Annotated in this window: 19 protein-coding genes; 10 read left to right on the forward strand and 9 right to left on the reverse strand. The window is 42.3% G+C overall.

Annotated elements, in window-relative coordinates; genetic code table 11:
• Positions 1–27: 27 nt before the first annotated feature.
• The 3 genes from ACTS60_RS22890 to ACTS60_RS22900 form a co-directional block, all read right to left on the reverse strand.
• A complete protein-coding gene (locus tag ACTS60_RS22890) occupies positions 28–1,032 on the reverse strand; it encodes a DUF2955 domain-containing protein (RefSeq protein ID WP_440890118.1) in 1,005 nt (334 codons plus the stop codon).
• Positions 1,022–2,128, reverse strand: coding sequence for an HlyD family secretion protein (locus ACTS60_RS22895; protein ID WP_440890119.1), 1,107 nt, complete (start codon positions 2,126–2,128; stop codon positions 1,022–1,024). Before ACTS60_RS22895 ends, ACTS60_RS22890 begins: the two co-directional genes overlap by 11 nt.
• A 231-nt stretch (positions 2,129–2,359) precedes the next feature.
• The gene (locus tag ACTS60_RS22900; RefSeq protein ID WP_440890120.1) at positions 2,360–2,590 is read right to left on the reverse strand and encodes a glutaredoxin family protein; all 231 of its coding nucleotides are present in this window, start codon (positions 2,588–2,590) and stop codon (positions 2,360–2,362) included.
• A 380-nt stretch (positions 2,591–2,970) separates the two neighbouring features.
• On the opposite strand from ACTS60_RS22900, the gene ACTS60_RS22905 reads away from it, so the two are divergent.
• The 7 genes from ACTS60_RS22905 (at position 2,971) to rlmF (ending at position 9,853) form a co-directional block, all read left to right on the forward strand.
• Entirely contained in the window at positions 2,971–4,383 is a 1,413-nt protein-coding gene (locus ACTS60_RS22905) for a hypothetical protein (RefSeq protein ID WP_440890121.1), read from the forward strand.
• A 4-nt stretch (positions 4,384–4,387) separates the two neighbouring features.
• Positions 4,388–5,527, forward strand: coding sequence for a polysaccharide pyruvyl transferase family protein (locus ACTS60_RS22910; RefSeq protein WP_440890122.1), 1,140 nt, complete (start codon positions 4,388–4,390; stop codon positions 5,525–5,527).
• A 9-nt stretch (positions 5,528–5,536) separates the two neighbouring features.
• Entirely contained in the window at positions 5,537–6,253 is a 717-nt protein-coding gene (locus tag ACTS60_RS22915) for an IspD/TarI family cytidylyltransferase (RefSeq protein WP_440890123.1), read from the forward strand.
• 4 nt (positions 6,254–6,257) lie between these two features.
• A complete protein-coding gene (locus ACTS60_RS22920) occupies positions 6,258–7,292 on the forward strand; it encodes an NAD-dependent epimerase/dehydratase family protein (protein ID WP_440890124.1) in 1,035 nt (344 codons plus the stop codon).
• Between the two features lie 5 nt (positions 7,293–7,297).
• Positions 7,298–8,107 carry a LicD family protein gene (locus tag ACTS60_RS22925; RefSeq protein ID WP_440890125.1) on the forward strand — a complete coding sequence of 270 codons (810 nt, stop codon included), beginning with the start codon at positions 7,298–7,300 and terminating at the stop codon, positions 8,105–8,107.
• Positions 8,108–8,226: 119 nt separating this feature from the next.
• On the forward strand, positions 8,227–8,742 hold the full coding sequence (locus ACTS60_RS22930; RefSeq protein ID WP_440890126.1) for a M48 metallopeptidase family protein: 516 nt from the start codon (positions 8,227–8,229) through the stop codon (positions 8,740–8,742).
• A complete protein-coding gene (gene rlmF, locus ACTS60_RS22935; protein WP_440890127.1) occupies positions 8,729–9,853 on the forward strand; it encodes a 23S rRNA (adenine(1618)-N(6))-methyltransferase RlmF in 1,125 nt (374 codons plus the stop codon). Before ACTS60_RS22930 ends, rlmF begins: the two co-directional genes overlap by 14 nt.
• Before the next feature lie 53 nt (positions 9,854–9,906).
• Here the strand turns inward: rlmF and ACTS60_RS22940 are convergent, their stop codons facing one another.
• Positions 9,907–10,314 (reverse strand): hypothetical protein, encoded by a 408-nt coding sequence (locus ACTS60_RS22940; protein ID WP_440890128.1) that lies wholly within the window; start codon positions 10,312–10,314, stop codon positions 9,907–9,909.
• The gene (locus ACTS60_RS22945) at positions 10,298–11,884 is read right to left on the reverse strand and encodes a S41 family peptidase (RefSeq protein ID WP_440890129.1); all 1,587 of its coding nucleotides are present in this window, start codon (positions 11,882–11,884) and stop codon (positions 10,298–10,300) included. The genes ACTS60_RS22940 and ACTS60_RS22945 overlap by 17 nt, the downstream gene beginning before the upstream one ends.
• A 338-nt stretch (positions 11,885–12,222) precedes the next feature.
• Here ACTS60_RS22945 and ACTS60_RS22950 point away from each other — a divergent pair, with 338 nt between their 5' ends.
• Positions 12,223–12,456: a hypothetical protein gene (locus tag ACTS60_RS22950; protein ID WP_440890130.1), complete on the forward strand. Its 234-nt coding sequence runs from the start codon at positions 12,223–12,225 to the stop codon at positions 12,454–12,456.
• Here the strand turns inward: ACTS60_RS22950 and pilW are convergent.
• Both pilW and metA read right to left on the reverse strand, forming a co-directional pair.
• Positions 12,453–13,169: a type IV pilus biogenesis/stability protein PilW gene (gene pilW / locus ACTS60_RS22955; RefSeq protein WP_440890131.1), complete on the reverse strand. Its 717-nt coding sequence runs from the start codon at positions 13,167–13,169 to the stop codon at positions 12,453–12,455. The two genes, ACTS60_RS22950 and pilW, sit on opposite strands and share 4 nt — an antisense overlap.
• A 141-nt stretch (positions 13,170–13,310) precedes the next feature.
• Positions 13,311–14,252: a homoserine O-succinyltransferase MetA gene (gene metA, locus ACTS60_RS22960; RefSeq protein WP_440890132.1), complete on the reverse strand. Its 942-nt coding sequence runs from the start codon at positions 14,250–14,252 to the stop codon at positions 13,311–13,313.
• A gap of 304 nt (positions 14,253–14,556) precedes the next feature.
• Between metA and ACTS60_RS22965 the strand changes: the two genes are divergently transcribed.
• The gene (locus tag ACTS60_RS22965) at positions 14,557–14,910 is read left to right on the forward strand and encodes a DMT family transporter (protein WP_440890133.1); all 354 of its coding nucleotides are present in this window, start codon (positions 14,557–14,559) and stop codon (positions 14,908–14,910) included.
• Between the two features lie 51 nt (positions 14,911–14,961).
• On the opposite strand, the gene ACTS60_RS22970 is transcribed toward ACTS60_RS22965, so the two are convergent.
• Positions 14,962–15,750 (reverse strand): response regulator transcription factor, encoded by a 789-nt coding sequence (locus ACTS60_RS22970; RefSeq protein WP_440890134.1) that lies wholly within the window; start codon positions 15,748–15,750, stop codon positions 14,962–14,964.
• A 229-nt stretch (positions 15,751–15,979) separates the two neighbouring features.
• On the opposite strand from ACTS60_RS22970, the gene ACTS60_RS22975 reads away from it, so the two are divergent.
• A complete protein-coding gene (locus tag ACTS60_RS22975) occupies positions 15,980–16,117 on the forward strand; it encodes a hypothetical protein (RefSeq protein ID WP_440890135.1) in 138 nt (45 codons plus the stop codon).
• Between the two features lie 45 nt (positions 16,118–16,162).
• Here ACTS60_RS22975 and ACTS60_RS22980 read toward each other — a convergent pair whose 3' ends face one another.
• A complete protein-coding gene (locus ACTS60_RS22980) occupies positions 16,163–16,630 on the reverse strand; it encodes a GNAT family N-acetyltransferase (RefSeq protein WP_440890136.1) in 468 nt (155 codons plus the stop codon).
• Between the last annotated feature and the right edge of the window lie 44 nt (positions 16,631–16,674).

A 16,674-nucleotide genomic window follows, 5' to 3' on the forward strand; every position in this document is an offset into this window, starting at 1 on the left:
TTCTGCACTTGTAATAAGACTCTTTGGCTAGTGCGCTTTTAGCTTTCCACGAGATTCGAAAAAGTACGTCATGAATACCATGTAGGCAACGACGAACAGCAGCTGCAATATCCGCACGTAGAACTTATCGTCTAAAGCACCGTTGCTCATGGAGGTTCCCATCAGCACCATAAAGCCGGTAAATGCCGTGGCGTATATGGGGGCTTTCGTTGGCTCTGTATAAATCTTGGTACCAAGCAATGCGATGACCACCATAGTGACAAGCATGTAAATATACAGATTTGGTGCGAGTAATATCGTTACAAAAGCGGCAAAAGCCAGAAGACCGCCGAGCATGTTGCTTACCACAAAAAACAGCGAAGTTTTACCTGCTTTGTCACTAGTTGCCATCAGGGATAACAACATAACAAAAGCGACGGTCAGTAGTATTTGTGATAACTGAAAATAGAAATAAAAACACACTAAAGGAAATGACATCATCCACGCTCGTACAGCAGCGTTCCAGCGTGCTTCTTTACTCAATGGAGAAGGGGGAAAGCCCTCAAATGCATTTTCCTCTTCTTCAGGAAAATAAACGTGTGAGATGCCGTAAAGTGCCACTGCAACAATGCCAGAAAATGCGAAACCGACGCCCACATCTAACGCGGCTTGCTGGCTAATGATGGTTACTGATGGGATAAGAATCAGAGCGATCATCAAAAATGTTGCGAACATTACCCATTTTGGATCGGTGAATAGGTAATAGCCCCACAACATGCCGAGTGAGAACACTGTCAGGAAGGCGATCTTATATTCTGGTAATCCCGTTGAGACCAAAAATCCGATGACTGCGGTTGAAATTAGCGCATAGCCAAGTTGTTTTACATGCAGAACATGGAATTGCGGCTTATCGACTATGAACTTAGCCGTCAGCAGTGGAGTACAGAATGCCAATGGCCAGTTGAACCATAGGGCAATAAAAGCGGCACACCCCACAGTGACAATGTAGCGTAGGATGCGTCTTTCTTGCGTTTGAGTGATGTTAGCGCACATAAGAGAAAACACTCACTAGGTTAATCCAAACTTTGCCAAGGAAGTTAAACAGTGTGTTGTTTCCGGTATAAACCACAACGTCAGCCTGACCACCAATACGCATTAGATCGACCGCTTGGTTATCATCTAGCTTAATGGTTACAGGCATGCGCTGTGTTTCTCGTAGCCACCCGTTTTGGTTCTTAACCGTAGCCAAAGTACCAGGTTGGCTGTTTGCTTCCCAAGCAACACCTAAGTCTACGGAAGAAACAGAGCCACTGAAGGTTTTACCTGGCGCGTAATCAAGTGCGATTTCGACTTTGTCACCGGCATGGATGTTACCTAAGCTGTTCTCACGAAAGAATGCCTCTAGCCATAACCCATCGTTTTCTACAAACGTCATTAGTGGTGAGCCTGCTGATGCGTAAGCACCTTGTGACAAATTGAAATTGGTAACCGCGCCATCAGAAGGGGCACGCATCGTGGTACGAGATAAGTTCAACTGTGCCTGCTGAAGTGCCAGTAAGGCGGATTGAATTTGCGCGTTTTCTTCTCCAGTAGCGCCGACTTGAAGTTTGGCTTTCTCAAGGTTTGCTCTTGCATTTTCTACATCAGCATTGGCTTTATTAATCGTTGCACGAGTGGTATCTGCATCTGATTTTGACACTACGCCTTTTTCTGCCATCGCCAGTACGCGCTGACCCTGACGCTTAGCATTTTCTTGTGCGATAAGTGCCACTGTTACTTGCGCTTGCGCAGACAGAACTCCTGCCATTTGCGAACCGACATTTTGACCGGCGATCTTAAGTTTCGCCTCTGCCTGCTTGACTGCGATTTGGTAATCGAGTGTGTTGATCTGCAGGAGCACATCACCTTTCTTTACCTCAGAATTGGGTTTGATACTGATACTCTCAACTTGTCCTGAAACTTGGGGGATGAGTGAAACTACATTGCCTTCTACACGCACATTATCGGTGGTCGGAATGATTCGGTCAGAGATGATTGCGGTACCAATCGATACAGCGGTTAACGCGAGCAGCGCATTGGTGGTTCGTTTTATCTTATTTACTTTCTTCGGTTCTTGGACGGTTGGGTTTTCTTTTGCTGTATCTGACATATTCGAGCTCACAAATAATGGGACAGGCAGTGGCTGAGTTCTTTATAGGCTTGAGGTTTAGGCCGTCATCAAACTCAAAGCTGTTTAGTTGAGAGATAAAATACACTCTAGTAAATACTAGAAATTGCCATTATGCGACAACGAGAATTTTTACCGGAGAGAGCAGGGTTGTAGAAACATAGGGGAGAAACAAAAGAGCCTCTCTATGTGAGAGGCTCTTATAAATTTGAATTAGTTACTGCTGTACATCTTTTCGAAGTTTTTTGGATTCCATCCAATCATTACACGGTCACCGATCTTCAGAACGGGAACTGATCGCGCTCCTAGCGCGTCGAGCTCTTTACGACCGCGTTGCATTTTTGCATTGCACAAACGGTAATTAATGTTTTTTGAGTCGAGATAACGTTGAGCATCTTTGCAGTGAGGGCATTTGTCTTTGATGTAAAGAACGACACGTTTCATTGGGTTTCTCTTCATTATCGTGGGAGGCGAAGTCTACTATAACCGTTTCTATCTCGCCAGTTGTTGTCTTAGTGAAGAAAAGAATGATGACTGACTTCAGTAGCTCATCAATCTTTCATACCGTGATTCAACAGGCAGTGGGGAAAAAGTACCAAAGCAGCACTTTGGTCACTCAAACAATAGAACTCATTTCATGCATTATTTAGTATCCGTTTGCCATTTATTTCACTGATATGGCGAATTTATGAACCTCTTGAAAGGGGTTACTTAGTACACGGATGATTATTTAGGGTTTGGGAAACATGTCAGGGAAGCGGGTCGCGAAAAATACGCTTTTTCAGATAGTGAAAATGCTGATCACAACTATAGTCAACCTGTATATGGTTCGCATACTCCTACAGGAGCTAGGTGTTGAGGGGTACGGTGTCTTCAACCTGGTCGCAGGTGTATTGGCCTTGATGATGTTCCTAAACGGCGCGATGACTACGTCGAGCCAGCGTTACCTTTCCTATTATTGCACTAAGGTCTTGTCGGAGAGAGAAAGAGTATTTTCGACAACCAAGCTTCTTCACTTATTTGTTGCCTTATTAATCGCTTCCGTTTTGTGGATAGCGCAAGACTTCGTATTCAATTCACTTATCAATGTACCAATAGAGCTGCTTGCTTCTTCAAACAGCTTGTATCAAGTGATGGTTATTGGAGTATTCGCCTCTGTTCTCACAGTACCATTTAACGCGCAAATTAACGCCTATGAAGACCTAGGGGTAGATGCGTTTCTCAGTGTGGTTGAGTCAGTTTTAAAACTAGCTTCGGCTTTTATCATTGGATTCGTTGACAACCCACTGACGGCGTTAGGGGTATTGTTTGTTTCTACCTCATTTTTAATGCTTTTTGTTAAAGCTCTGTTCTGTAAGGCTCGTTATCTAGAGTGTCGATTATTAAGCACTGAGTTAGATAGGGCCTTGCTGAGAGAAATGGTCGGATTTACCAGTTGGAACTCATTTGGCGCAGTGTGTGGAGTCGCGAGAGTGCAAGGGCTAGCTATCGTCCTCAATAACTTCTTTGGGGTAACTATTAATGCTGTGTATGCCATTGCGATGCAAGTTAATGGGAAACTGAAAGAATTTAGCATCAACATAATGAAGGCGATCAACCCAAAAATCGTCAAGGCTGAAAGCAATGGTCAACGTTCAGAGATGCTCAACCTTTCAATGCAAGCAAGTCGTTTTAGCTTGTTGCTTTATTCAGTGATCGCTCTTCCTATCTACTTCGAAACTGACTTTATATTGTCACTATGGTTAGGAGAGTATCCGCAACAAGCAGTGCCTTTTGTGAAGCTGTTTTTAATTCTATCTTTGGTCAATCTGACGACCATTGGCCTTCAAACGGCTATTCAAGCTATTGGCGATGTTAAAGCGTATCAATCGACCATTGGTTCGGTGTTACTGCTGACGATCCCCTTCGCTTATGCGGTATTGACGCTAGGTTACCCCGCTTATTCTGTGATTATCGTTTCTATCATCATGGAAGTGGTTTCTTGTGTGATGAGATTAGGCTTTCTGCGTAAGAAAGCAGGGCTGTCCGTTCACCAATATGCGATTTTCGTACTGGCTAAAGCGTTGCAAGTATTGGCTCCCACCGGTTTGGTGTTATTCGCTTTCACTAGTAGCCATGAGCCTAGTTATCTTCGCTTTGTCTCATCCGGGTTCATTTCGTTTGGCATGATTGCAGGGCTGACATATTGGCTTGTGCTAAGCACAGAAGAAAAAAAATTAATTCGATTAAAGGTATAAGGATATGACACCAAAGAAGTTGGTTATGGTTGGGTATACGCATGATACCAACCTCGGTGACCAAGTAATTGCAGATAGTGCTGAGTATCTAATTAGGAAAAACTCTCTTGAAGAACAACTTGTCGTTGAACGATTTAACCTGAATTACTCCAATGAGTTTAATAGTGCTAAAAAAATAAAGAGAAAATCGATAAACAAAGTCCTTGGTAAATTATCGCCTCATTCATCGTTTAATTATAAAGTTGGCTGCTACAAGCGCGATTATAAGAACAAGTTTGATGATGCTTCAGCCATTGTTTTCGCTGGTGGCGGCATGATTAAATATAAGTATCAAGATTGCTGGGCTCATATTTCAGCCCTTGTTGATACTGTGAAAGCAAAGCCATGCTCAATATTTTTTAATGCGGTAGGTGTCGAAGGTTATGATCAAGCTGATTATAAGTGCCGTTTACTAAAAAGAAGTTTGAATAGTTCATCGGTCAAAATGATCACCACCCGAGATGATTTGAATGTTTTGAATGATGGCTATATTGAGAAAGAACATATTGAAACGGCCCAAGTTGCCGATTCAGCGGTGTTTAGCTCTGAAGTGTATGGAGTAAAGAAAAACTCGAGTGATTTGGTTGGCGTTGGTTTGGTTCGCTCAAAAATATTTAAGGACAATGGTATTGATCTTAGTAGAGATCAAGTCATTGCATTCTATGCGTCTTTACTTTCTGAGTTGGAATCGAGAGGGCAAGCGTATCAACTGTTCACAAATGGGTTAAAAGGTGATGTCGATATTCTTGTCGACTTAGAAAATTATATGGGCAAGTCTCTGGACATTCTCGAGCCTCAAACACCTCAAGAACTGGTTGAACTGATCTCTACGTTCAAGTGTACGGTTGCCGCCAGGTTACACGCTTGCATTATTTCATACTCACTTAAAGTGCCTGTGGCAGGGTTAGTGTGGAACAACAAAGTTAAGATGTTCGGTGATTGTATTGGTTATCCTGATCGATTTTTTACCTACAAGCAGTTCGATGCAAAGGCGATAGTTAACCGCTTGATGCAGTCTGTTGATGAAGGTTACGAACCTAAACATTATGAACAATATAGACAGACAGTGAACGCTAGCATTAACAAAATGATATCTATGATTTAGGAGCAAATTATGAATGTTGCATTGATTTTTGCTGGTGGTGTAGGAACCAGAATGCAAAATAGTACCAAGCCAAAACAGTTCTTAGAGCTGTATAATAAGCCAGTTATTGTTTATACATTGGAAAAGTTTGAAGAGAACCCAAACATTGATGCTATTGTTGTGGTTTGCGTAGAACCATGGATTGATTATTTGCGAAAACTACTTTTTAAATTTGATATACAAAAAGTAAAATTTATTATACCTGGCGGTGAGAGTGGTCAAGAATCAATATTTAATGGGTTGTGTAAAATAGAAGAAGAATTTGACCATAATTCTGTCGTATTAATACACGATGGGGTGAGGCCATTAATTAATGATGACATTATTAATCGTAATATCGAGGCAGTTAGAAACCATGGAAGTGCAATAACTACTTGCCCACCGGTAGAAACCTTTGTCTTAGTCGATAATGATGATGTTGTTCAGAACGTCCATGACCGCTCTTTATCACGTTTAGCAAAAGCACCGCAAAGTTTCTATTTAAAAGATATTCTTCACGTACATAGGCAGGCTAGGGATGAGGGCTATGTTGATGCGATCGACTCCTGTTCACTAATGACCAAATATGGGCACGATGTACGCTTGGTATCCGGTATATCTGAAAACATCAAGATAACTTCACCCATCGATTTCTTCATATTTAAAGCGATCATTGATACTCAAGAAAACTTACAGGTGTTTGGTTAACGTTATGATTGAACAAAGGCAAAGTATCTTAGCTGATGATAACAAGCGCATTTATACAGTGTTACCTGATTGGGAAGCACTCAGAGATAAAACGGTATTAATTACCGGGGCGACGGGCATGCTGGCAGCCTGTGTTGTCCGTTTTTTGGTTTACTTAAATAAAGTCGACAATTTAAATATCAATATCTTAATCTTGGCCCGAAATAAGCAGCGAGTGATAGATACCTTTGGCGAAACCGCAAATGAGTTTACTTGCTTCTATCAGGACGTTTGTGAGCCTCTAAACTATCAAAGCCACATAGACTTTGTGATCCATGCGGCGAGTAGTGCAAGTCCATATCATATAAAAAACGACCCTGTAGGTATCATCAAAGCAAATGTTCAAGGCACTTCAAACCTATTGGAGCTTGTCAAAGAGATGAACGTAAGCAATTTCCTGTTTCTTTCCACCCGTGAAGTCTATGGAGAGGTCTCTGGCGTTGAATACATTGAAGAGACGGATTTTGGGCACTTTGATCCACTCGATGCGCGTTCGTGCTACCCAGAGAGTAAGCGCCTTGCCGAGACAATGCTACAGAGTTATGCCGTACAGCATGGACTAACGTTTAATTCGGTGCGTATTGCTCACTCTTATGGGCCGGGTATGTTCCTAAATGATGGCAGGGTCATGTCAGATTTACTTGGGGATGTGGTTAATGATAAGCCTATCGTATTAAAAAGTGATGGCAGTGCGTTGCGTTCATTTTGTTATGTCACCGATGCGGTGTCTGCTTTGTTGTTGGTGATGTTAAAGGGAGAAAGGAACACGGCTTACAATATCGCTAATGAGAACGATGAGGTATCGATTCTTCAACTATCAAAACTGCTGACTAAGCTTAGTAGAAATCAGCACAGCGTCGTTCATGAGATTGCCAGTGACAATGCGTATTGCCAATATCAGAGAACGAAGTTATCCACTAGTAAGCTAGAAGCATTGCAATGGCGGCCAAATATTGCGCTGAGCGATGGTTTGCAGAAGACGATTTCATACTATAGGTAATTCAATTGAAACAACTAACTTTTGATCAGCTACGCAGTGTCCAGATGTCGATACTGGATAAGGTTCATGACTTTTGCCAGCAGCACCAACTCAACTACTCGTTAGCCGGAGGCTCTCTACTTGGAGCGATTCGACATAAAGGTTACATCCCTTGGGATGATGATATAGACATCATGATGCCACGAGATGATTATGAGTATTTACTTGAAAACTTCACGGCAGACTATCCAGACTTCACCTTTTTTAACTTGCAATCAGAGCCGAATCCTTATCCATTCTTGTTTAGTAAGCTGTCGCTTAACGGCTCAGAGATCTCTAATGGTCGAATTAAAGGCGTGGGGATAAATATTGATATTTTCCCAATCGACAGTCTGGGCCAAAATGAAGCGCAAGCGAAACTCAGGTTCTCGCTTATGAAGGTATTTAATCTTTTTCCTCGAGTGCAACGCTCGAGAAAAGAGAGAGCGAATCCAGTCGTTAACGCGGTATTTCGTCTATTTCAACGTTTGATTAAATTAGTTCCGACACCATGGTTTTTGCTGTCTATTCAAAGTTTGTGTTCTAATCGTTTAGTTAGTGAAAAAGGGTTTGCGGTAAGTATTGGGAGCAGTTATTTGTCTAAGGAGCTATGCGAAGCTTCTCTCTACCACGACTACACCCAAGTGGAGTTTGAAGATCGTCATTACCAAAGTATTGCACGCTATGATGATTACTTGTCGATGATCTACGGCGATTATATGCAGATACCAAAGAAACAAGATCGTGAGAATCACGATAATGTTGGCTTTATACAAGAGCACTTACTACCCATGTAGTGATAAATAGCCTAGTGATGTGCAATTTGCTAGGCTATTGATCCTCTTCTTCAAGTGCATTACCGTTTGAGAAAAGATAGAATTGCTCCCTTTCTATTGTCAAAGCAGACTTAATACGTATGCACCCGTCACTTCGATACATTCAAGGTTACCCACAACACATCACCGAGCAAGTAAGCACTCTAGTAGATAGTGGCAAACTCGTACCATGGTTTGAAAAACGCTACCCTGATAGACACCAAATCAAAAGTGAAAAAGCGCTTTATGAGTACGCAATAGCGATCAAAAACCGTTATATGAAGAAAGCGGCACCAATCAGTAAAGTCATTTACGATAAGAAAATTCACGTGGTGAACAACGCGCTTGGGTTGCACAGTGTGATTAGCCGCAACCATGGTGGCAAACTGAAATCGAAGAATGAAATACGTATTGCAAACGTGTTTAAAGATGCGCCAGAAGCACTATTGCGTATGCTGGTGGTGCATGAGTTGGCTCACACTCGTGAGAAAAATCATGACAAAGCGTTTTATCAACTATGTTGCTATATGGAACCTGAGTATCACCAACTCGAACTTGATGCTCGTCTGTTTATGATGTACCTCGATTTAAAAGCGGACTCGAATGAAGAACAATAATCACAATGCGAAACAAGCTCAGCCGAAAACAGTAACCCCAAAACTGGGTAAAGATACGACCAAGGCAAAAACAAAGCGAGTGAAAAACAAGACGACGAAAGTAGCCACCCCAGCGACTAAGAGCGATGTCGAATTTATTAAAATTGCCAAGAGTGGATTACATGAACGTAACGCACATCGTGGTCGTTACGATTTTAATAAGCTGGTCACTGCAGAGCCTCAGCTTAAACCATTTGTGATTAAGAATCCGAAAGGGGAAGACTCAATCAACTTCTCCGACCCTAAAGCGGTCAAAATGCTTAACAAAGCGTTACTTGCCGCGTACTACGATATTGAGTTTTGGGACATTCCTGACACTTACTTATGTCCTCCCATCCCTGGGCGTGCCGACTATGTTCATCGCATTGCGGAGTTGCTCGATGACGAGGTAAAGGGAAAATACGCGCACCAAAATGTGCGAGCCCTTGATGTGGGGGTTGGTGCAAACTGCATTTACCCGATTGTTGGGGTGACTCAATATGATTGGCACTATATTGGGAGTGACGTTGATCCAAAATCGATTGAATCGGCACAAGCAATCGTAGAGCGTAACGCCTCATTAAACGGCAAAGTTGAGTTAGTGCAACAAAGTAGTGAATCAAATATTTATCGTGGCATCATCCAACCGCATGAGCGCTACGATGTGACGACGTGCAACCCACCATTCCACCGCTCAGCGGAAGAAGCGGCGATGGGTAGCCAGAGAAAAATTGACAACTTAAAAGCCAACCAGCGTAAGAAAGGCGTAAAAGTGCAACCCAACCAAGTGAAGACGAGCAAACCTGCTCTGAATTTTGGTGGGCAAAATGCCGAGCTTTGGTGCGAAGGTGGAGAAGCGGCATTCATTCGTAAAATGGCGAATGAAAGCCAAGCCTTTAGTGCACAAGTTCTTTGGTTTACAACGTTAATCTCAAAGAAAGATAACGTTCGACCGATGCGAAAGCAATTAGAGAAACTGGGTGTTAAAGCGATTAGAGTAGTCGAAATGAGTCAAGGCCAAAAAATCAGTCGTTTTGTGGCTTGGTCCTATATGGATAAGCAGCAAAGAAAAGCGTGGATTGCATTAAAGTAATTCAAACTGCTAGAAAAGTTCAAAGCCCGCTGAGAGTATCAGCGGGCTTTTGTTTAAGGCGTTGTATACGGAATACAATCAATAGACGGCAAGGGAACAAAAGCGTCTAGCTTCTCATGGTACAAACCGCAGCGATCGCCTCTAATTTGCAAAGTGTATTGGTCCGGTAAATCCGTGTAGCTACCGTCAAGTAGCATATTGTCTTTACCTTTCACTCTCCCTTTTTCGATTAGCAAGTGAGGTGACGTTTCAAATACATTTCCGGCAACTCTAGGTGCTGGTGTATTTTGAATTTCAGCAATTGCGTTTTGTACTTCGATAACGCCCTGAGAGGTCGTGTTGACACTTAGTGCTTCGACAGGAGAGTCAGCTATTGCTTGGCATCCGGTCATTGCCAACGACGAACCTAGCAATAATGCAAGCGTCAGTCCTCTATTCGAGGAGTTATTGGATATCAACATGAATCGCCTCTGTCTTCAATGGAGAACGTAAGTCAATGATTGCTGGTGAAGATGGATCGAATGGCATTGAGTTATAGCTCACTGGGGAAACTTGTGGGCACACTCCTGTATCCATGTAATTTAACGCTGCCGCAAGCATGCCTTCTGAGGAATCACCAAGTGGCTTAGATAGGTCATCCCCAACCAAGCAACCTTCTATTTTGTTGTCTAAACCAAGTGTCGCGTTAGTCATGTTTTTAGGTGTTGGGGTGAATCCATCTGCGAAATCTCCAAAGCCTTTTTCATTGGCAGATTTAAACTGGATCGTGTAGTAATTTGTGCCACAATTTTGCTCGGGTGCGAACCCGTATGGTTTGCCCGTTGTGGTTGAACCGATCTGAATAACGTCTACATCGATCCCGCGTAGTGCGTTAATCAGTAACTCACTTGAAGAGGCGGTCCCGCCTGAGGTTAATACATAGACTTTAGTTGCTGACAGTGTTGGCAGAGGCTCATTGGAGTAACGACCTGCCGCCCAGTCAATAGCGACATTGGTGAACTTGTAAGTGTTTGCTCTTGCCTGTGTGTTCTTCATGACTTTATCATTATGAATAAGCTCACCAAACACACGATTTTGTCCTGCGCCACTTAGCATGTAACCCACTTGAGATGACTGCAGTACCAAACCTCCACCGTTGTAACGAAGGTCAACGACGACCTCATCAACTTGCGCTTTTGATAGTTTATTAAACGCATTGATCAGCGGAGTCTGTGCACTTGGCTCAAATGAGTTGTACTGAAGGTAACCGACTTTTTTACCATTATGGTTAATGATTTTTGCGTTGCGCACAGGCGATGTCACGACATCAGTGGCTGTTAATGTGACAGTTTTAGTTTGTCCACTAACACTCTCAAATGTGAAAGTATAGTCTTGGTTCAAGTTAGGATTGAATAACGTCGCATTAATAAAGTCTATGTCAGCTTGGCTACCGGTATTGACGACATCAACAGAGTTAATTGCAATTAACTTATCACCACGAGCGATACCATTTAGCGAAGCTGGCGATGCATCCTCAGTGTAGGAGATTCTCACATCTCTTGGTTGAGTACCTCTTATGAAAGCCCAGTTAAAGCCAAAACCAGCCACAAGGCCAGATTGTGATGATTTCATATCTTCTTCGTAAGGTACGGTGAAATGGAAACGATCTTTAGGCTTACCAGTTTGTGTTACCTCTGATGTTACTAAGGTATGGAAATAATCAATTACTGAGCGGTAGTTATTTGGATTGTTGTCTGGTACTTCGTCATACCAAAGGTAGGTCTCATGCGTAAATGCACGTAAAAACATCTTTTCTTGTAAAGATGATCCGGCTTGATCTGGGTATGATGTGTTTCCTGCATACGGGTCTAAACCGGTTCGTGGAGTTTCACATTTGTTGGCAAACTCGCTAGATGACTGGCTAAAATTACCGGCTTCCCAAGTTGCGTTGTTTACGGTATTGGTGCTAGAAGATGAATCACCACCTCCACCGCCACAACCTTGAAGTAATGCAAGGGTTACTGCCGTTATCAAACAATACTTAAACTGCATGAGTATATTTCCTTATAAATGATGGCGTTATAATTATTTTATATGTTTAACAGTCTTTTCTAAGATTGAAGAATGTATAAATTTAACCTGTTTTCGAGCAAGTTTATATTATGAATGTGTGATATGGGTTGCATAAAAGTTTCGGATACGGTGTTGATCTTTAAATATTAGGATTCGCTTAATTTTTTTATTAAGAGCCATGAGGAGATTTTTGAGGAATTTGCTCAAAATATCTGCTCTGGAGCAAGTTAAAAGCAGAATTTTGCCTATATGATTGAGAGGTCAATGATCTGATCAGCCTATGACTTGTGTCACTAATACTGAGAAGGGAGGGCGTTATGGAGTTCGAGTTTTTTGTCCCATGCCAACCAGATTGGTTATGTCAGCCTTTTATGACGGTGTTCTCGATACTACTTGTCATTGGGCTCGTTGCTTTTATACGTATTGTCTATTTAGAGTATCTAAGCATTCAAAAAAAAACCAAAGTAAGACGGTTGCGGAAGCTTACTAAGCAGCAGCGTGAACGACTACGCCGCCGCTACCCAAAAAGAAATTCTAATAAGGAACGCTAAGACAAGCTATCTAGCTTTTGCTGGTACTTCTCTTTCAGTGCCTCGTTACCAGCAGCGCGCTCTAATTCAACCAAGAGCTGCAATGAAGGTTTCTTTACCCCGTATGTCTGATGAAAGCGCATTAGTCGAATGCGAGCGTCTGTGTATTCTCCATCGTCTATTTCTAGCTTAGCCAGTTGCAGAATGGATTTTGGCCTATGAGGGTCATGATCAATGGCTCTTTCAAAATAATATTTTGCTCTTTCTGGGTGTTGAGATTTTAGTGCACAGAACGCCGCGTTTTCATAGCTTGCGGGAATGAGGTAGTAGTATGGCTGTTCAATCGCACGAGTGAACATTTTATCGGCTTGTTCATATTCCCCTTTTTTACACAAAAACGTCCCATAATTGTTCAGAACATTACCATTTTTAGTATGTTGGCGTAGTGAGCGCTTATACATACTCTCGGCTTTATCGATTTCACCGACGGTTTCGTAATAGTGCGCCATAGAGAGTTGAGTTCGGTAATATTGAGGTGCATGAGAGAGAGCTTGTTGCAAGTTGTCATGTGCGCGTATCATGTTGCCATTTTCAAGGTACCCTAAGCCAAGCGCAATGCGAGACTCAGCCATGGCAATTGGATCTACTTTGGGAGTGGGTTCTCCTTCATTGACGGTTACACAGCCGTGCAACATCACCATCGCACAAATTGAAAGTGAAATCTTTAAGCTCATCATCATTCCCTAATTGCCTTTGAGTAAAGGCATGATATGAGCTCACGTTGAAATGACTAATAGCGTCAAATTACAATGCGACAAGGTTTGCAAATAACAGTCAAAATAGCCGGACTTCACCGGCCATTCTCATTAGTAAGATCAATCATCCTTGGTAAAAGCAGACTCGCTGAAATGGTCTAAATCATATGGTGTTTGTTGGTATACGCAGTAGTTCAACCAATTTGAGAACAATAGGTGTCCATGACTGCGCCAGCTTGCTCTAGGTGGGTTATCTGGATTGTTATTAGGGTAGTAATTTACCGGTATTGCGGGCTCCATTCCTTCCCCTAAATCGCGGATATACTCATTATGTAATGTATGTGAGTCGTATTCAGGGTGGCCAGTTACAAACACATTTCGCTTATCTTTTGTTGCTGCAAGGTAAACGCCTGCAACATCCGATGTCGCGAGTATATCTAGGTCGGTATGTTCGCTAAGGTATTCTGGAGAGAAATCGGCATATCGAGAATGAGGCGCAAGAAACGTATCATCAAATCCACGTAATATTGGATGGTAAGGCTGATGAATGTCGTGATGATAAACCCCGGAAAGCTTCTCTTTACGAGTTTTCTTAGGTAAATCATAAAGCAACTTTAACCCTGCTTGGGCTGCCCAACATACAAATAGCGTTGATGTTACGTGGTCTTTTGCCCAATTCATGATGGTTTTTAGGTGATCCCAGTAAATCACATCTTCAAATTGCACTAAACCTAATGGGGCACCTGTGATGATCAAGCCATCGAAGTTTCGACTCTTAACCATTTCGAATTGGCGATAAAAGGTATCTAGGTGTTCTGTTGGTGTGTTTTTGCTAGGTCTATCGTCAATACGTAATAACTCGACATCTACTTGTAGTGGACTATTTGAAAGTAATCGCAGAAACTGAGTTTCTGTTTCAATCTTTTTTGGCATCAAGTTCAGTATAAGAACACGCAGAGGGCGGATTTCCTGACTGGCAGCGCGTGTCTCGTTCATCACAAAGATGTTCTCTGTTCTGAGAATATCGGACGCGGGTAATTGATCTGGAATTCGAATTGGCACAGCTTTCTCCCTAAGCTTCTAGACGTCTATACATCTAAACTTAACTTAATTCAGACCATATGTCGATACAGAATGTGAGATTGATATATTTTGATTGGTGCCTGCGATTTTGGTGCTTATTAACATAAGTGATGGTGACCTCGAATCAGTGACAAAGCTGTGAATCCTTCATCGTGAAGTCTCTCGGATAGAGGTGCTTGTGATTATTGCTTGTACGTAAAATTGCTTTTCTAAAACTAGGCTAGATTAGAGATAAATAACCTCTATAATGCCGCGCTTCTGTTATTTTTGTTGTGTGGTAACTATGTTCAAGTTATTAGTTTCTCTGCCGCCTTTAGTTGCGCTAAGTATCGCCATTGTTTGTGAAGTTATTGCCACATCCTATATCCCTAAAACCGAACAGTTCACTAAATGGCTTCCAAGTTCGATTGTACTGGTTGGTTATGCTATTGCCTTTTTCCTTTTATCGGTAACCGTAAAGACAATGCCGGTTGGTATTGTATATGCGATATGGAGCGGAGCAGGGATTGTATTGGTTGCGGGGGTGGGGTACGTTTTATATGGACAGAAGCTTGATCTTGCCGCTCTAATAGGTATTGGCTTTATCATTACAGGAGTACTGATCGTTAATTTGGTGTCCAAATCTGCAGGTCATTAGCGACAAAAGGCAGGCCGCTGCCTACCTTTATGGTTGTATCTTTATGCCGCTTTAGTATTCAACGCCGTTTCTCAACGCAAACTGGACGAGCTCTGAATGTGAGTCCAGTTCTAGTAAATCCAACAGCCGATATTTGTGTGACTCGATGGTTCTCGGGCTTAAATTCAACTCTTTGGCGCATTCCTTCGCTGATTTCCCAGTAGCGAGGAGTGCTAACACATCATACTGCCTTTGGCTCAGGCGTAGCATCTTGGTATTTTCATTATGTGTCGTTACATCGGACTTATATAAGGTTCGATGTAACTTGGAATGTTGCCAGAACGAAAGCCACATATGCGACAGGTAAGTATACTCGTTGATCTCTTTCTCATTTAATGCAGCTCTTTGGTTGTTGAAGAGCGTGAAAGACATCCCCCCCCAACGTTGCCCGAACTGAATCAGCGGGATGGTGTAGTGGTAGCTAGCACCTTGTGCTGCGATCATTTTCAGCACTGTAACGTCACTTGACTCCATTTCTTTTGCTGAAAATAGCTGGGTCTTCGATGAGTTACCAATTAAACGAAGGTACTTTTCACCATCTGACGGAGAGACTTGTTTTACGGTCAATATTTGGTGTGGGGGACGAGCAACGCTTATAGTTTTGCCATGGCTAAAGAATAACATGGAGTTCGGAAACATCGTTGTTCGGTCAATGTTGAACCAATCCATTGCTTCAAGGATGCACTTAGTAAGTGTCTCTTCACAGTTTTGGGCTGGAGCATTGGCAAGCACCATAGTTTGCTTTGTCGCTAGTGCCTCAAAGCTATCAACGATTATCGCTGTTTGTATATCGCTTTCCATAAATAATAATTAGCCTCACTGATTTTTTATAAATGCAGTATTTTTACTCTACATTCTAATCATATCATTTTGCAGAATGTGTACCGCGTTATTTCGAAACTTATGGAATAACTAGTCACATGCCGAGTTAACTTCAGAACGCGCCGTGACCAACAATGAGTGTGGTTGTTTAAGGTGATGTTGTCTGAGAATTTGGTTGTCTGTGCGTAAATAACAAGACGTAAATTTTATGAAAATGATGAAACTTCGCTACCGCATCGGGGTGAGCGACCAATGGACAGAAGTTGTAGTATCCATGTTTGTGGCTCAGAGTTTAGCGAAAGAGTATCTTGGTTACGGATGGCAAGCTGAAACTTTTTCAGTGTAAAATGGAATAGGGCAGTTGAGTCTTATGACGCTGCCCTTTATAACCTTAATTAAGTGGGTGTCTCATGATGACCGCTTTCCCATCTGACTCGTAGATGGTTTTTTGGGTGTTTTCAAAGCCCGCCGACTCAAAAAGGGCAATTCCCACTTTATTTGAACAAGAAACGGTCGCGCACATAGAATTACTCTCAGCATCAATGGCGTAACCATAAACCATCAACTTTTGAAGCGTAGCTTTCCCAACGCCTTTCTGTTGAAATTGCTTACCAATCACCATATAGCTCAACTTAAGCTCATGTCGTTTAGCAAACGGTGCATATTGAGCAAATGCCTTGTCTATGACCAAATAACCAACCGCCAAACTGTCTTGGAATATGGTGTAAAACACCTCCGACTTACTACGGTTTTGGTAGGCCTGTTCAAACGGTTTAAAAAATCCTTTTTGATCGTCATGCACTTCCAATTGCATCAAGCTCGCAAAATCTTTCAACTTTGCCGGTTTAATCGCGATCATATCTGTTTGGATCTATTCTGAGGTGGTACACAGCATATCGTTAT

Origin of the sequence: Vibrio sp. WZ-1, assembly GCF_052037695.1 — a bacterium.
Lineage (GTDB): Bacteria > Pseudomonadota > Gammaproteobacteria > Enterobacterales > Vibrionaceae > Vibrio.

Bases quoted from the DNA above. Each gene is read 5' to 3' on its own strand.
- ACTS60_RS22920 (WP_440890124.1), top strand. From the start codon at position 6,258: ATGATTGAACAAAGGCAAAGTATCTTAGCTGATGATAACAAGCGCATT.
- ACTS60_RS22940 (WP_440890128.1), bottom strand. From the start codon at position 10,314: ATGTTGATATCCAATAACTCCTCGAATAGAGGACTGACGCTTGCATTA.
- pilW (WP_440890131.1), bottom strand. From the start codon at position 13,169: ATGAGCTTAAAGATTTCACTTTCAATTTGTGCGATGGTGATGTTGCAC.
- ACTS60_RS22980 (WP_440890136.1), bottom strand. From the start codon at position 16,630: ATGATCGCGATTAAACCGGCAAAGTTGAAAGATTTTGCGAGCTTGATG.
- ACTS60_RS22975 (WP_440890135.1), top strand. From the start codon at position 15,980: ATGAAAATGATGAAACTTCGCTACCGCATCGGGGTGAGCGACCAATGG.
- ACTS60_RS22945 (WP_440890129.1), bottom strand. From the start codon at position 11,884: ATGCAGTTTAAGTATTGTTTGATAACGGCAGTAACCCTTGCATTACTT.
- ACTS60_RS22895 (WP_440890119.1), bottom strand. From the start codon at position 2,128: ATGTCAGATACAGCAAAAGAAAACCCAACCGTCCAAGAACCGAAGAAA.
- ACTS60_RS22900 (WP_440890120.1), bottom strand. From the start codon at position 2,590: ATGAAACGTGTCGTTCTTTACATCAAAGACAAATGCCCTCACTGCAAA.
- ACTS60_RS22930 (WP_440890126.1), top strand. From the start codon at position 8,227: ATGCACCCGTCACTTCGATACATTCAAGGTTACCCACAACACATCACC.
- ACTS60_RS22905 (WP_440890121.1), top strand. From the start codon at position 2,971: ATGGTTCGCATACTCCTACAGGAGCTAGGTGTTGAGGGGTACGGTGTC.
- rlmF (WP_440890127.1), top strand. From the start codon at position 8,729: ATGAAGAACAATAATCACAATGCGAAACAAGCTCAGCCGAAAACAGTA.
- ACTS60_RS22890 (WP_440890118.1), bottom strand. From the start codon at position 1,032: ATGTGCGCTAACATCACTCAAACGCAAGAAAGACGCATCCTACGCTAC.
- ACTS60_RS22915 (WP_440890123.1), top strand. From the start codon at position 5,537: ATGAATGTTGCATTGATTTTTGCTGGTGGTGTAGGAACCAGAATGCAA.
- ACTS60_RS22950 (WP_440890130.1), top strand. From the start codon at position 12,223: ATGGAGTTCGAGTTTTTTGTCCCATGCCAACCAGATTGGTTATGTCAG.
- ACTS60_RS22970 (WP_440890134.1), bottom strand. From the start codon at position 15,750: ATGGAAAGCGATATACAAACAGCGATAATCGTTGATAGCTTTGAGGCA.
- ACTS60_RS22910 (WP_440890122.1), top strand. From the start codon at position 4,388: ATGACACCAAAGAAGTTGGTTATGGTTGGGTATACGCATGATACCAAC.
- ACTS60_RS22965 (WP_440890133.1), top strand. From the start codon at position 14,557: ATGTTCAAGTTATTAGTTTCTCTGCCGCCTTTAGTTGCGCTAAGTATC.